Annotated in this window: 12 protein-coding genes; 11 read left to right on the top strand and 1 reads right to left on the bottom strand. The window is 62.4% G+C overall.

The annotated features are described in order from the left end of the window. Nucleotides 1-56 precede the first annotated feature (56 nt). The 5 genes from hpnJ (at nucleotide 57) to QEN71_RS21500 (ending at nucleotide 5,144) form a co-directional block, all read left to right on the top strand. Nucleotides 57-1,481 carry a hopanoid biosynthesis associated radical SAM protein HpnJ gene (gene hpnJ / locus QEN71_RS21480; RefSeq protein WP_201660488.1) on the top strand — a complete coding sequence of 475 codons (1,425 nt, stop codon included), beginning with the start codon at nucleotides 57-59 and terminating at the stop codon, nucleotides 1,479-1,481. Next, nucleotides 1,478-2,338 carry a hopanoid biosynthesis-associated protein HpnK gene (hpnK, locus tag QEN71_RS21485; protein ID WP_201660484.1) on the top strand — a complete coding sequence of 287 codons (861 nt, stop codon included), beginning with the start codon at nucleotides 1,478-1,480 and terminating at the stop codon, nucleotides 2,336-2,338. Before hpnJ ends, hpnK begins: the two co-directional genes overlap by 4 nt. A 14-nt stretch (nucleotides 2,339-2,352) precedes the next feature. Further along, complete coding sequence (locus tag QEN71_RS21490) at nucleotides 2,353-3,396, top strand: lysylphosphatidylglycerol synthase domain-containing protein (RefSeq protein WP_201660481.1); 1,044 nt, start codon at nucleotides 2,353-2,355, stop codon at nucleotides 3,394-3,396. 132 nt (nucleotides 3,397-3,528) lie between these two features. Next, on the top strand, nucleotides 3,529-3,996 hold the full coding sequence (locus tag QEN71_RS21495) for a Fur family transcriptional regulator (protein WP_201660479.1): 468 nt from the start codon (nucleotides 3,529-3,531) through the stop codon (nucleotides 3,994-3,996). A 443-nt stretch (nucleotides 3,997-4,439) separates the two neighbouring features. Continuing rightward, nucleotides 4,440-5,144: a carbonic anhydrase gene (locus QEN71_RS21500; protein WP_201660476.1), complete on the top strand. Its 705-nt coding sequence runs from the start codon at nucleotides 4,440-4,442 to the stop codon at nucleotides 5,142-5,144. Nucleotides 5,145-5,192: 48 nt separating this feature from the next. Here the strand turns inward: QEN71_RS21500 and QEN71_RS21505 are convergent, their stop codons facing one another. Continuing rightward, entirely contained in the window at nucleotides 5,193-6,599 is a 1,407-nt protein-coding gene (locus QEN71_RS21505; protein ID WP_201660473.1) for an aminotransferase-like domain-containing protein, read from the bottom strand. Nucleotides 6,600-7,351: 752 nt separating this feature from the next. Between QEN71_RS21505 and QEN71_RS21510 the strand changes: the two genes are divergently transcribed. From QEN71_RS21510 to rarD, 6 genes are read left to right on the top strand one after another with little or no spacing between them, the layout of a single operon-like run. After that, nucleotides 7,352-7,498: a hypothetical protein gene (locus QEN71_RS21510; RefSeq protein ID WP_201660470.1), complete on the top strand. Its 147-nt coding sequence runs from the start codon at nucleotides 7,352-7,354 to the stop codon at nucleotides 7,496-7,498. A 49-nt stretch (nucleotides 7,499-7,547) separates the two neighbouring features. Next, the gene (locus QEN71_RS21515) at nucleotides 7,548-8,534 is read left to right on the top strand and encodes an iron-containing redox enzyme family protein (protein WP_201660467.1); all 987 of its coding nucleotides are present in this window, start codon (nucleotides 7,548-7,550) and stop codon (nucleotides 8,532-8,534) included. Then, nucleotides 8,531-9,529 (top strand): iron-containing redox enzyme family protein, encoded by a 999-nt coding sequence (locus QEN71_RS21520; RefSeq protein ID WP_233472127.1) that lies wholly within the window; start codon nucleotides 8,531-8,533, stop codon nucleotides 9,527-9,529. Before QEN71_RS21515 ends, QEN71_RS21520 begins: the two co-directional genes overlap by 4 nt. Before the next feature lie 8 nt (nucleotides 9,530-9,537). Beyond that, the gene (locus tag QEN71_RS21525) at nucleotides 9,538-11,043 is read left to right on the top strand and encodes a heme oxygenase-like domain-containing protein (protein ID WP_201660464.1); all 1,506 of its coding nucleotides are present in this window, start codon (nucleotides 9,538-9,540) and stop codon (nucleotides 11,041-11,043) included. Then, nucleotides 11,033-12,292: an aspartate aminotransferase family protein gene (locus QEN71_RS21530; protein WP_233472126.1), complete on the top strand. Its 1,260-nt coding sequence runs from the start codon at nucleotides 11,033-11,035 to the stop codon at nucleotides 12,290-12,292. The genes QEN71_RS21525 and QEN71_RS21530 overlap by 11 nt, the downstream gene beginning before the upstream one ends. Next, a complete protein-coding gene (gene rarD, locus QEN71_RS21535) occupies nucleotides 12,289-13,383 on the top strand; it encodes an EamA family transporter RarD (RefSeq protein WP_201660458.1) in 1,095 nt (364 codons plus the stop codon). The genes QEN71_RS21530 and rarD overlap by 4 nt, the downstream gene beginning before the upstream one ends. Nucleotides 13,384-13,629 lie beyond the last annotated feature (246 nt).

Here is a 13,629-nt window from a genome sequence, read left to right on the forward strand (position 1 = left end):
TCCGGAAGCTGTAACCGGAAGCGCTCGGCTCAATCAAAAACTCGTGGAAAGCGAAGATGAAGAAGACGTTATTTTTGCAGGCGCCGTCGTATGACGGCTTCGACGGCGGCGCGGGGTCGCGTTATCAGGCCAAGCGCGAGATCCGCTCGTTCTGGTATCCGACGTGGCTCGCGCAGCCCGCTGCGCTGGTGCCCGACAGCCGTGTGCTCGATGCGCCCGCTGACGGTTTGTCCGTCGACGCATCGCTCGCCATCGCGCAGGAATATGAAGTGGTCGTGATCCACACGAGCACGCCATCGTTTCCGACGGACGCGCTCTTCGCCGAGCAGCTGAAAGCGCGCGCGCCGAAGGTGCTGGTCGGCATGGTCGGCGCGAAGGTCGCCGTCGATCCGCATAACTCGCTTACGGCGAGCGATGCGATCGACTTCGTCTGTCGCGAGGAATTCGACTTCACGTGCAAGGAAATCGCCGAAGGCGTGCCGTTCGCGCAGATCAAGGGCTTGAGCTATCGCGCCGCCGACGGTTCGATCGAACATAACGAAGCGCGCCCGATCCTCGAAAACATGGACGAGCTGCCGTTCGTCGCGCCCGTTTACAAGCGCGATCTGAAGATCGACAACTATTTCATCGGCTATCTGAAGCATCCGTATGTATCGATCTACACGGGACGCGGCTGCCGTTCGCGCTGCACGTTCTGCCTGTGGCCGCAGACGGTGGGCGGGCATCGCTATCGCACGCGTTCCGTCGAGAACGTGCTCGAAGAAGTGAAGTGGATTCGCGACAACATGCCCGAAGTGAAGGAGATCATGTTCGACGACGACACCTTCACCGACTTCAAGCCACGCGTTGAGGAAATCGCGCGCGGTCTCGGCAAGCTCGGCGTGACGTGGTCGTGCAATGCGAAGGCGAACGTGCCGTACGCGACGCTCAAGATCATGAAGGAAAACGGGCTGCGTCTGCTGCTGGTCGGCTATGAATCGGGCGACGACCAGATCCTGCTGAACATCAAGAAGGGCTTGCGCACGGATATCGCGCGGCGATTTTCCGAAGACTGCCGCAAGCTCGGCATCAAGATTCACGGCACGTTCATTCTCGGCCTGCCGGGCGAAACGAAAGAGACGATCGCGAAGACCATCGAGTACGCGAAGGACATCAATCCGCACACCATCCAGGTGTCGCTCGCCGCGCCTTATCCGGGCACGACGCTCTACAAGCAGGCTGTCGACAACGGCTGGCTTGAAGAGAACAAGGTGATCAATCTCGTCAGCAAGGAAGGCGTGCAGCTGGCGGCGATCGGCTATCCGCATCTGTCGCGCGAAGAGATCTATCACCACCTCGAACAGTTCTACCGGCAGTTCTATTTCCGGCCGTCGAAGATCTGGGAAATCGTGCGCGAAATGCTGGTGAGCTGGGAGATGATGAAGCGCCGTCTGCGCGAAGGCGTCGAATTTTTCCGCTTCCTGCGGGCTCATGAGGCATGACGCAACGTGTCACGCAAACGAAGGCCATACCGCGACGGGCACTGATCGTCACCGCCGACGACTTCGGCCTGCACGTACGCATCAACGAGGCCGTCGAGCGCGCGCATCTGCATGGCATCCTGACCTCGGCGAGCCTGATGGTGTCCGCGCCGGCCACGGCGGATGCCGTGCACCGCGCGCGGCAGTATCCGAGCTTGCGCGTCGGCCTGCATCTCGTGCTGGCCGACGGCGTGCCGATGCTCGCCACGCATCTCGTTCCCGCGCTCGTCGACCGGCATGGACGGCTCGGCGACAGGATGGTGCGCGACGGCTTCCGTTTTTTCCTGCTGCCCGAAGTGCGCCGTCAGTTGAGGGCGGAGATCCGCGCGCAGTTTCAGGCGTTCGCGCGCACGGGTCTCGCGCTCGATCACGTGAATACGCACAAGCACTTTCATCTGCATCCTACCGTTCTCGCGCTGATCATCGAAGTGGGCAGCGAATATGGCCTGAACGCAATGCGTCTGCCGTACGAACCGGGCTCGCCCGCGTGGATCCGACCGTGGATGGCTCGCGTGCGCAAGCAGTTGGATAATGCAGGGATCGCGCACAACGACTACGTGATCGGTTTGTCGCAGACGGGAAAACTCGACGAAGCGGCGCTGCTCGCCGCGCTCGCGCGGCTGCCGCAAGGTGTCGGCGAGATTTACTGTCATCCCGCAGTGGCTGGCGTCGGCGCCATTACGCCCACGATGCAGACCTACCGGCATACCGACGAGTTCGACGCGCTGGTGTCCGAGCGTGTCGCCTCGGCGCTCGCGGCGAGCGGCGCGATCACGGGCGGTTTTGCGGATGTGTTCGCACAACGCGCATACATGTGACAAAGCGTTTATCGATGATGAAGTGGCTCAAATGGCTGGGATTGCCTGCCGGCATCGCGATGCTGATCGCACTCGCGCTGCACGGCGGCATGAACGACGTGCTGCACGCGATCGGCGCGGCGGGCTTCGCGCTGCTGTGGCTCGTGCCGCTGCACGCGCTGCCGTTGCTGCTCGACGCGCAGGCGTGGTGGCTGCTGCTTCGCAAGCGCGCGTCGCTGCCGTATTTGTGGTGGGTCGCGACGGTGCGCGAGGCCGTGAGCCGCCTGTTGCCCGTGGCGAGCATCGGCGGCGAGTTCGTCGGCGTGCGGCTCGCGCGCTGGAAGGTCGACGAGACGAGCGTGGTCGCGGGATCGGTGATCGTCGAAGTGCTGGTGACGATGGCCGTGCAGTATGTGTTCGCCGCGCTCGGGCTCGTGATGATCGTCGCGCAGACAGGGCACGACGATCTGCTGTTCACGATCGGCGCGGCGCTGTTGCTGTCGTTGCCGCTGCCCGTCGTCGTGTTCGTGCTGCTGCGGCGAGGCGGGCTCTTCCACAAGATCGAGCGCTGGTCTGCGCGTTTACCGATGAGCGCGCACTGGGGCGTCGAGCGCATCGGCGGCGCGCAGCTCGATGCCGCGATCGATACGCTGCTGTGCGAGCCGTTCCTTTTGCTGCGTGCGTTTGCCTGGCAGTTTGCCGGGTATCTGATCGGCGCGTCGGAGGTGTATCTGGCGCTGTGGATGCTCGGGCATCCTGTGTCGATTGGCGGCGCGATCGCCGTCGAGGCGCTCACGCAGGCAGCGCGCCACGCCGCGTTTTTCGTGCCTTCGGGGTTGGGCGTGCAGGAGGCCGTCGTCGTGTTGCTCGCGCGGCTCTTCGGCGTCGACGAGCAGACAGCGTTCTCGCTGGCGCTCGTCAAGCGGATGCGCGAAGTCGTGTTCGGCTGTCTCGCGCTTGCGTCGTGGCAAGCAGCCGAGATCGCGCGCAACCGGCATGACGCGTGGCGCGACGAGCCCATGCTCAGACCCGTCGAACAGCGCCGTGCGGACTCCGACGACAGACGTCGCTCGCGCTGATTTCCAGTTCTTTTACAGGCAATGCCGCGCGTCTGAACGAATGCGAATCGCAATCAACTAGGTTCCGGAAATGTGCGAGCCGATGTCATAGGCTGGAAGCCGGTTCCTTCGATTCGTCTCCAACGGCTGCGCATGCCGCCTCGTTCACATTCACCTGTTCCTGCGCTCGACGCGCTCAAACGCGCCGGTCTGCTCGGCACGGCCGCGCAGATCGCCGTGCTCGACTATCTGCAGCGCACGGAGCACGGGCATTTCAGCGCGGAGGAAATTCATCGGCGGATCGCGGCGGGCGGCGACCGGATGAATCTGTCGACGACGTATCGCGTGCTCGGTCAGCTGGTCGACGCAGGCTTCGTCGCGAACGTCCCGCTCGGCAAGCATCACAGCCTCTACGAACTAAATACGGGCGAAGTGCACGATCATCTCGTGTGTGTCGTGTGCGGCCGTGTCGAAGAGTTCTCCGACCCGACGATCAACAGGCGGCGTGTCGCGATCGCGAAGAAGTTCGGTAAGCGCTTTGTCGGCAAGACGCTGGCGTTGCAGGGCGTGTGCGCGGACTGCACGGCGCGCGCCCATCCGACGAGGCCGCGCGCCAAGTAACTTGCTCCCGCTTGTTCCCGCTTGTTCCCGCTTGCTCCCGCTTGTTCCCGCGTGTTCCCACTTGTGCGCGCTGGAAAGGAGTGTTTCCGCGCGGCTGCTTAATCGCCGACGCGCGAACGGCTAAAGTAACTCACGTGCGCGGTGGTTCCCTTCGCGCGCGAGAGAGCTTCCCCCGGTCGCCGCACCCGGCGCCCGGGGTTTTTTTCGATTGCTCCGTTTTTTTGACGCGGGTAACGTGATCCTGCCTCTTGAGAACAGGCGAGCTTTTTATCAAGCCCCGCGCCGCTCCGATCACGTCCGGCCGGGGCTTCTTTTATGGTTTTCCCGATCGCGCTCAGCGTCGTTCAGCGGATCGCGGCGTGAGCGTGACTGACCGCTGACGCATTCCCGTCGTACACTTTCCCTCGTCGATCATCCCAAATCGCTGCGAAGAGGACAGCTCCATGTCGGACGATATGCTCAACACCAGGCGGCCTCGCGATCCCGCGAAGTCGGATCTGCTACATCTGCTGGACGGCGTCGAGCAGTTCAGCGACGAGGTGTTTCCCGCCACTCAGGCCTTGTTCGAAAGCCTCGCCTCCGGCCAGGCGCCGCATACGCTGTTCATCACGTGTGCCGATTCGCGCGTGTCGCCGGAAATGATTACGCAAACGCATCCGGGCGAACTGTTCGTGTGCCGCAATATCGGTAATATCGTCCCGGCTTACGGCGAGATGCTGGGCGGCGTGTCGGCTGTCGTCGAATATGCGGTGCTCGCGCTCAACGTGCGGCAGATCGTGATCTGCGGACACAGCGACTGCGGTGCGATGCGCGGCCTCGCCGGCACCGCGCCGATGACAGCGGAAGAGATGCCGACCGTCAACGCATGGCTGCGCAATGCCGAAACGGCGCGCAGCGTCGTGCAGGCGCGCAATGTCGATAGCGAGCATCAGGTGCAGGCGCTCGTCGAAGAAAATATCCGGCTGCAACTGATGCATCTGCGCACGCATCCCTCCGTCGCGGGACGGCTCGCGCAAAAACGGCTCGATGTGCACGGCTGGGTGTACGACATTGGGCACGGCCGCATTTCCGTGTTCAACGAGGACGACGACCGCTTCGAAAGCCTCGGCGAAGCGCGCGGGAGGCTGCAGCGGGAGCAGGGCGGCTAGAGGACGGATGGAGGACGGATGGAGGACGGATGAAGGGCGCGGCAGCGTTTATTCGCCCATCGCCGCCGCGCGCCGCAGAAATCCCATCGCGCGCTCGTTGTCGAGATACGCGGTATTGAACCGAACCCACGGCGTAGGCTCGCCGTGCGGCCGATAGTAGCTGCCCGGCTGCACCGTGATGCCGGCGCGCGCCGCCTCGGCGACGAACACATCCGAATTCGGCACGCCGGGCACGCGCGCCCACACGAGCGTGCCGCCGCAAGGCTCGTCGAACACCTGCCAGCCGATATCGGCGAGCAGTTCCACCGCTGTCGAAATGGCGCCGTTCACGCGCCGCCGCAGCCGCTCCAGATGCTTGCGATACGTGCCGCGTTCGAGCAGCGCCGCGACGACGCGCTCGCTGAAGCGCGTCCCGCCCAGACTCGTGAGCGCCTTCACTTCGACGAAGTGCTTGATCAATCCTGCCTCGGCAGCGATATAACCGAGCCGCAGCGACGACGACAGACTCTTCGAAAATCCGCCGATATACACCACACGCGTCAGCCGGTCGAGCGACGCGAGGCGCTGCGTCGGAATCGCCTGGAAATCCGCGTACACGTCGTCCTCGACGATCATGAAGTCGTGTTCCTGCGCCAGCTGTAGAAGCCGGAAGCCGACGTGCGGCGCGACGTTCGTACCCGTCGGGTTGTGAAAGACCGTGTTGACGAAAAAGAGCTTCGGCCGGTGCTGTTTCAGCAACGCTTCGACGGCGTCGACATCCGGCCCCGTCGACAGGCGCGGCACGCCGACCAGTTCGATGCCTTGCAGCTTGAGCAGCCCGAACAGGTTGAAATAGCCGGGATCTTCGACGAACACCGTGTCGCCCGGTTTGAGCAGCATTCGCACGACGAGGTCGAGCGCCTCGCTCGCGCTGTTTGTCACCATGATGTTCTGCGGCTCCGCGGCCACGCCGACGAAGGCGAGGCGCTGTTCGATCTGCACGCGCAAGACCGGGTCGCCCTGCGGGATTGCGTAGTCGATCAGGCTGCGCGCGTCGGTGCGCGACGCCTGGCGGATCGCCTGCGCGATGCCTTCGACGTCGCGCCACGCTTCCGGGATAAAGCCGATCGACAGATTCAGCACCTCGTCGGGGCGCTCGAACTGCCGCAGGATCTGATCGGACTCGGACGTCGCGCGGATCGCGTCGAGCCCGCGTGTCACGCGCGGCGCTTTTTCGAACTGTTCGGCGACGTAATACCCGGAGCCGTGCTTCGGCTGAAGCAGGCCGCGCGTGGCGAGGCGGTCGTAGGCCTCGATGACGGGGAAGCGGCTGATGTTGTGTTCGGCCGCGAATTTGCGGATGGACGGCAGGCGCATGCCCACGCGCAATTCGCGCGAGAGGATCAGCGCTTCGACCTGACCGACGATCTGTTCCGTCAGCGGGGTAGCCGTTGCGACGTCGAGGGTGATCTTCATTCGCCTCCCGTTCAAAGTGTTCGCGCAACTTCGCCGAACACTTCGCGCAAATTGATCGAAAGTGTTCATTCCAGTTATCGCAGTTTACCGGAACAATAGCCCCAACGAGTTAGTTTGTTTGCATGAATTTTCGAGCGAAAATCGTGTTAAATCAGTGGCTTGTTTAACATTCGGGCAATTCGCCGAACACTGGTAAAAACGAGCGAACACTTTAACCGATTGCGCAAAATCGCAACTGTACCGACAGAATTTTCGAGGCCGTGCAAAAAAAGATACGGCCCAGCAGAACCTGAGAGAGCAGAAGCAGGCGGAACCTGAGAGACATAACGAACGGCGGCCATAGACGAGAATCCGACCGGACCGCCCAGACCAGATCGACCTTCAGAAGCGCTCCCCTTGCGGGAGCGCCCGTTTTCGCGTCGAAAGCGTCTGGTTGGGGCGTCAGTGCGACACTCGGGCACGCATTCGGCAAACAGCGCGCGCCGCAGCGGGCGGTAGCGGGCTGATAAACAAACAACACATGCGTCTGACTGCACCGGAACGGACAGAGAAGCCGTGACGGGTGATAGATCCACGACAGAGAACGGGGCTACATGGTTAAGCCTGTTGCGCTCATCGGCCGCCGCCATTGGCGAGGCGATGCTGCCCGCCGCACGGCTCTGGGTTTCTGGCTCCGGGTGTGAAAGAACTGGCCACTTTGGTGGGCAGCTTGTTAAGCAGTGCAGAGTGAACGCTAACCCAAGGAGATTGAAATGACGACCCAAACGCAGGTTCAGCAAATGCAGCCGCAACAGCAATCGCAAGCCCAGTCGCAGTCGGACCGGCAGGACGACAAGAAGATCACGGTCGTGGTCAAGCCGCGCAAAGCCCGGCCCGTGCTCATTCCGGTTCACCTGTAATCGACCAGCCGGCACCGTTGCGTGCCGGCCACGAACGGAGGCTGTCGTGATGGACGACATTTTTGAACCACAAGCGTTTGTGCTGGCGGGAAAGTGTCTCAGCACGTCGCCTTCGCTCGTCATCGAAGACGACGAGCATCAATACGAATTTCCGGCGTCCGTCGACGGTGAAGACGCGGCGTCCCTCATCAGCGCGCTGCGCTCGGGAGTGAAGGCGGAAGAAGTCCTGGCCCGCTACTCGCCGTACGAACAGAAACTGTTCGACCGTCTGAAGGAACTGCAACTGGTGCGCGCGGTGAGGCCCGCGCTGGCACGCAGCGGCCTCGACGTGCTGCTCGAACTCGAAGATCTCGCCAACGAACTTCTGTATCGCACGCTCTATACGAACGTGTTCTGGGAAAAGTGCGCGTCCGCAAGTGCACGCGACGACATTCCCCTCAACGTGATCCACGGAATGATCGTGGAGAACTACCATTTCCTGTTCCGCGAAAGTTATTTCGATGCGCCCGTGCTGTCGTATGTCGCGAATACGGGCGTGCGGCTCGCGATGAACGAGTTCTACGCGAAAGAGTACGGTCACGACGAACTGCTGTTGAAGTCGCTGAACACGCTCGGCGTGACGCGCGAAGATCTCGCGCGCACGGTGCCGCTGGCGCAGACCATGGCGCTGTGCAATGCGCTCGCGTACTGGGCGCATAGCGATCCGCTGTTCTTCTTTTCGACGCTCGGCATTCTCGAAGGCAAGGACATCAAGCAGGATTCTTTCCTCGATGCCGCGTACCGGATCGGCGTCGATCCCTTGCTGCTCAAGCCTGTGAAAGCGCATTCGGACATCAACCTGAATGGCGGTCACGGCAGTCTCACGCGCAAGATCTTTTCGCGCATTCCCGCAATCGCCGATTCGGACGTGCGCCGTCTGCGCGCGCAGACGCATCTGTTCATCGAACTGTACGACCAGTTCTACACGGGTATCTGGGAACACTATTCGACGTCGCCGACGCTGTTGCGCCAGCTCGACGTCAGCGGAGAAGCATGATGCAAGTCACGACAGCCGCCGATCTTTTCGCCGCGCCGCGTTTTCGTCCCGGCGTGCAACTGACGGAAGAAGACAATGGCCTGACCGTCGACTATCGCGAGCAATCGTGCTCCGTCATTGCCGACAAGCAGGGCGCGCTCAAGGCGTTCGTTGAATCGCTCCGGCGCGGCGATACGTCGATTCCCGAACTGAAACGCCGCCATATCGAGCTTGCGCCGGAAATCGACGGCTTGATCGAAGAGTTCGACCGGCTCGGTCTGTTGACGGAAAGCGCGTTTCCCGAGCCGCAGGGTTGTCTGTCCGGCGAGGAGTTCTATCACCGGCTCAGGAAGTTCGCGACGGAGACGATCGCCGCGAAATCGAAATCGCGCCTGTATCAAGGGCTGTGCGACCGCACGCTGCCGAAGAGCGCGCTGATCGGCTATGCGCTCGAGTACTTTTATATCGTGCGTGAAGCGCCGGGGCTGATTGCGCCCGCGCTCACGCATGCCGGGCCCGTCAAGGTGCAGAAGATGCTGCAAGGCTTTCTCGCCTCGGAACTGAATCACGACGACATGCTGCGGCAGTCGCTGCACGCCGTCTCGATCCGCACTGACAATCTCGACGATCTGGTGCCGCTGCCCGCTACGTTCGCGCTGTGCGCGTCGCTGGGCGTGTATGCGCGCCAGCATCCGTTGAGCTTCAAGTCGTTGTTGTTCCTGTTCGAGCAGCCGAGCGTGAGCTTTCATATCGAACTGGCGAACTATTGCCGCGAGATGGGCATTCCGGAAGGCTTCTGGCGTCCGATCGCCCGTCACGCGACGATCAACGACGAGTTCGATCACGAAGACATTTCGCTTAGCCTGCTGTCGGAAATCGAAGCCGTTTCGCCGGAAGAGCAGATGACGGTCAAGAAGCACGTGATGCTCTCCATCGAAACGATGGTGCTGCAGGAAAACCAGATTCTCGATTTCTACGGCAGACAGCCCGTCGTCAAACCGCGCATCTTTGCCTGAGAACGGTCATGGAACGCTGGGATATCGATCGATACAGACGGCCGGCGCTGGTGCCGTGCGAGGTGTCTTCTTTTGGAAGCGAAGCGTTGACGATCGGCGTCGGCGATGACGCGATCGATCTGTCGTTCGAAGGCGTCGCGCGCGACGAAGTCGCCGACGTCGTCGCGCAACTGATGCGGCCTTCGTCCGATATCTGGGTGAAGCTGAACGATGGCGAGTGTCCCGCGTGGATACGCGCATTGACCGTGCAACTGGATGCGCTCTCGCTGATCGAAGAGACGGATTCGGGCATCGACGGAGTGGCGTCCGAAACGGAACGCGCGGTCGCGTTGTGCGCGGAAGTGGGGCAGCGCTTGGGCGCTGTCGTCGAGAAGCGGCTGGCGATGTACAAGGACGTGCTTGCCGTTGTTCAGCAAATGCTCGCGGACGAAGCGCTCGATCGTGATGCGGCCGCGGTTGCGTTTCCGTTTTCGGATCAGCATGGCGGGAAGTTCGCTGACAATTTCGCGCTGCAGGCTCTGCATTTTCAGCTTGCGTATGCGCGTCGAAATGCTCCGGAACTGTTGCTTGCATGGCAGCGCGTGCTGGACGAAGTGTTCGGGCGCGTGAGCTGGTCTCCATCGACAGAAGCAGTACAAAACGCATCGTGCGAAAGTCTTCACAGCCTCGCCTCGCTCGATCCCGTCGATCTGCAAACGTATCTCTTGTCGTTCGCGCATTTCATCGAAATTGCGCCGCTGCGTGTCGGTAAGCGAGTGACGTCAGTGGAGACCGAAAGCGTTAGAGAGCCATGCAGCGGCCTCACACTCGCCGCACGCGCAGAGCGTCTTCTGCTTAAAGCACTCGACGATCTCGGCAGCAACGTCTATGCATCGGCGGCGCTCGCGAGCAACGAGATCACGCCGCTCGTAAAAGGCCTGTACATCGAGCAGTATCACGTCACCGACCGCTTCGTCGAAATCCTTGGACCGCTGTTGTCGCGCCGCCTCAAGCGCAATCTGCGCGCGCGGCTCTTCCAGTACTTCCAGGAAGAGTACGGTCACGAAGCGTTCGAACTCGCCACATGCGTCGCGCTCGGCATGAACGAAAACGACGTGCGCGCGTCGGTGCCGCTGCCGCTCACCGCGCTTTATATCGACGCCTACACGGTGCTCGCGCATCGTCTGCCGACGGCGTTCTTCACGTCGATCATGGTCACGGAAGGCTTGCGCGACCAGCACAGTCCCGTGCACGAGCATATCGCCGCGCTCGTCGAGAACGCATTGCATGCGGGCGACATCGTGGCGAAGCATGGCGAGACGAACGACGAACTGAATCATCCGAGCCTGTCGCGCCTGTTCCTCGCCGACATTCCTCACGTGACGGCGGCGCAGCAGCGCTACAGCCTCGAAGCGGCGCTCTTCATGCTCGAAGTGAACATGCGGCAACTCGAATCGGTCGCGTTCTTCTATGGCGATCAGACGCAACTCGAGTTTCATGGACTCCACGAAGGCAGGAGGCCGCTTGAAGTCTGAGATCGGTTCTGAGGACGGAGCGCGCTTCGATTCCGTCAATCCGTACTGGGCGCAGTTTCTCGACGACGCGGGCCTCGACATGACGGGCGCGCGCGGCGACGGCTGCTACATCGAAACAGCCGATGGCCGCGCGCTGCTCGATTGTCTCGCGGGCTTTGGCACCGCGAATCTGGGGCATGCGCATGCGGCGCTGCTCGCGCGTTTCGCCGATGCGTTGCAGCGCACGTCAGTGAATGTGTTTCCGTTCGAATGCGCGGAGTCGCAGCATCTGCTCGCCGACAGGTTGCTGGCGCTGTCCGGCCAGCGTTTTCAGAAAGTGTTCTTCGCGACCACGGGCGCCGAGGGTGTCGAAAGCGCCGTGAAGTTCGCGATGACGAGCACGGGACGAACGGACGTCGTCACGTTTCGCGACGGGTTTCATGGCCTGTCGATGTTCTCGTCGTTCATGACGGGCAATCCGTTCTGGACGGAGGCGCTGCCGTGGAAGCCGGGCAACGTCCATCACGTCGACGCGCAGAACTTCGCCGCGCTCGAAGACGTGCTCGCGAGCCGCAAGGTCGCCGCCGTCGTGTTCGAGCCCGTCGCGGGTTCGTCGTCGGCGCAGCACTGGAACGCGGAAACGTCGGCGCGGCTCGTGGCCTTGTGCCACGCAACAGGCACGAAGCTGATCGCCGACGAAGTCTATTGCGGGCTGGGCCGCACGGGCACCTGGTTCGGCATCGACGCGATCGGCATGAGCGATGCGTCGGCGGCGCCCGACATGGTCGTCGTATCGAAGGGATTGACGGGCGGACTCGTGCCACTGTCGGCCGTGCTGCTCAACGACGCCGACTTCGACGCCGTGTTCGGCGCACCCGGCAAGGCGAAAGTGCACGGTTCGACGTTCGGCGGCAACCGGCTCGCGATGCACTGCGGGCTGATCGTGCTCGATCTCGTCGAAAGCGGGCGGCTGGTGGAGAACGCGGCGGCGATGGGCGCGCTGATCGAAGCGCGCATCGCGCAGCGTTTCGACGGACGCGTGATCGTGCGAGGCAAGGGTCTCGCGCTCAGTCTCGAACTCGACGCGTGGTTCGCCGGCGAACTGGACAAGCGCATATCGGACGTGTGGCTGGATCTGATCGACGGCGGCGTGCTGGCGATGCCGAATTCCGCTGCGCCGGATTCGCTGCGCCTGTCGCCGCCACTGATTTTGGGCGTGGATGAAGTGGAAGTTCTGATCGATCGACTCGACGAGGCGCTACAGCCATGAATGCAAACAATCAGAAGCAGAAGGAGGGCGCCGGCTACGCTGCGCTGCTCGTGGCGCTGTGCTGGTGGGGCTTGATGCCCTTGTACTACTGGCATCTGAAGGAAGTGAGCGCGCCGGAAATGCTCGCGCATCGCGTGTTCTGGTCGTTCGCGCTGCTCTCTGTCGTGATCGCGCTCAAACCTGCGTTGCGGCAGCAAATGGGCGACTGGCGCTCGTTCGCGCTCGCGCTGCTGCCGGCCGTGCTGCTGTCGGCGAACTGGGTCGTGTATATCCTCGCGTCGGTGACGGGTAATGCACTGCAGGCGAGTCTCGGATATTTCCTGAACCCGCTGTTGTCCGCGGCGCTCGGCATCGTGTTTCTGAATGAGCGTCTGAATGGTCTGAAAGCGTTGGCGCTCGCGCTCGGAGTCGCGGGCACGGCCGTCCAGTGCGTCGCGCACGGTGGCGTGCCCGTGTTCGCCCTCATGCTGACGGTGACGTTCTCGCTGCTGGGCCTTACGCGCAAGGTGTGGCCGACGCGCAATGCGATCCTCAGTACGTGGCGCGAGACGGTGGTGATGATGCCGTTCGCGCTCGGCTACTTCGGCTATCTGACCTCGCACCATGCGCTCGCTTTCACGTCGTACGGCATCGACGCGTCGGTGCTGATGATGCTGGCGGGGCCGTTGACGGTGGTGCCGCTCGCGCTGTACGCGTACGCGATGCCACTGGTGTCGCTGACGGAATCGGCCGTGATGCAGTACGTGACGCCGACCGTGACCTTCGTTCTCGCGCTCACGGTCTTCCACGAACGGCTGACGGCGATCGACCTGACGGGCTACGGCCTGATCTGGTGCGGCCTTGCGCTTGCGACGTACGCGTCGGTGCGGCGCCGTCGTCTGACGCTCGTCGCCGCGCCGACGCCGGCGGCCGGGTCAGCCACGCAAGGCGTGCAAAGTGTGCAGGGCGTGCAAGGTGCAGGCGTCGCGGGCCAAAACGTGTCCTTTCTGGCAGCCCACAAAAAGACGCCAGCTTCCGCTGGCGTGAATAGGTTCTGGCATTCCGAGGGCCGTCCAGAACCTGAGAGACGGTGCGAAAAATCTGACGCTTGAAGCGCCGAAGATGGGATTCGGATTAGGCGCGCGAGGCGCAATGCCGCGCGCTTAAGACATGCCGCTGAGTGTACCCCTAGTTCGCAAAATGAGCTTGCAAAATATGCGAATTAGTTGGGGAGCGATCGTGCGCTTGCGTACAAAGCCTTTTGTAAGTTCAGCCCCTTTCAGCGCGCCTTCGGATAGCCATTCCGTGGCGCGCGAACACGGGTTTTCGCGCCACCGGATCGATCCTGAAAAAGAACA

The organism is Paraburkholderia sabiae (genome assembly GCF_030412785.1).
Lineage (GTDB): Bacteria > Pseudomonadota > Gammaproteobacteria > Burkholderiales > Burkholderiaceae > Paraburkholderia > Paraburkholderia sabiae.

Bases quoted from the DNA above. Each gene is read 5' to 3' on its own strand.
- hpnJ (WP_201660488.1), top strand. From the start codon at position 57: ATGAAGAAGACGTTATTTTTGCAGGCGCCGTCGTATGACGGCTTCGAC.
- hpnK (WP_201660484.1), top strand. From the start codon at position 1,478: ATGACGCAACGTGTCACGCAAACGAAGGCCATACCGCGACGGGCACTG.
- QEN71_RS21490 (WP_201660481.1), top strand. From the start codon at position 2,353: ATGATGAAGTGGCTCAAATGGCTGGGATTGCCTGCCGGCATCGCGATG.
- QEN71_RS21495 (WP_201660479.1), top strand. From the start codon at position 3,529: ATGCCGCCTCGTTCACATTCACCTGTTCCTGCGCTCGACGCGCTCAAA.
- QEN71_RS21500 (WP_201660476.1), top strand. From the start codon at position 4,440: ATGTCGGACGATATGCTCAACACCAGGCGGCCTCGCGATCCCGCGAAG.
- QEN71_RS21505 (WP_201660473.1), bottom strand. From the start codon at position 6,599: ATGAAGATCACCCTCGACGTCGCAACGGCTACCCCGCTGACGGAACAG.
- QEN71_RS21510 (WP_201660470.1), top strand. From the start codon at position 7,352: ATGACGACCCAAACGCAGGTTCAGCAAATGCAGCCGCAACAGCAATCG.
- QEN71_RS21515 (WP_201660467.1), top strand. From the start codon at position 7,548: ATGGACGACATTTTTGAACCACAAGCGTTTGTGCTGGCGGGAAAGTGT.
- QEN71_RS21520 (WP_233472127.1), top strand. From the start codon at position 8,531: ATGATGCAAGTCACGACAGCCGCCGATCTTTTCGCCGCGCCGCGTTTT.
- QEN71_RS21525 (WP_201660464.1), top strand. From the start codon at position 9,538: ATGGAACGCTGGGATATCGATCGATACAGACGGCCGGCGCTGGTGCCG.
- rarD (WP_201660458.1), top strand. From the start codon at position 12,289: ATGAATGCAAACAATCAGAAGCAGAAGGAGGGCGCCGGCTACGCTGCG.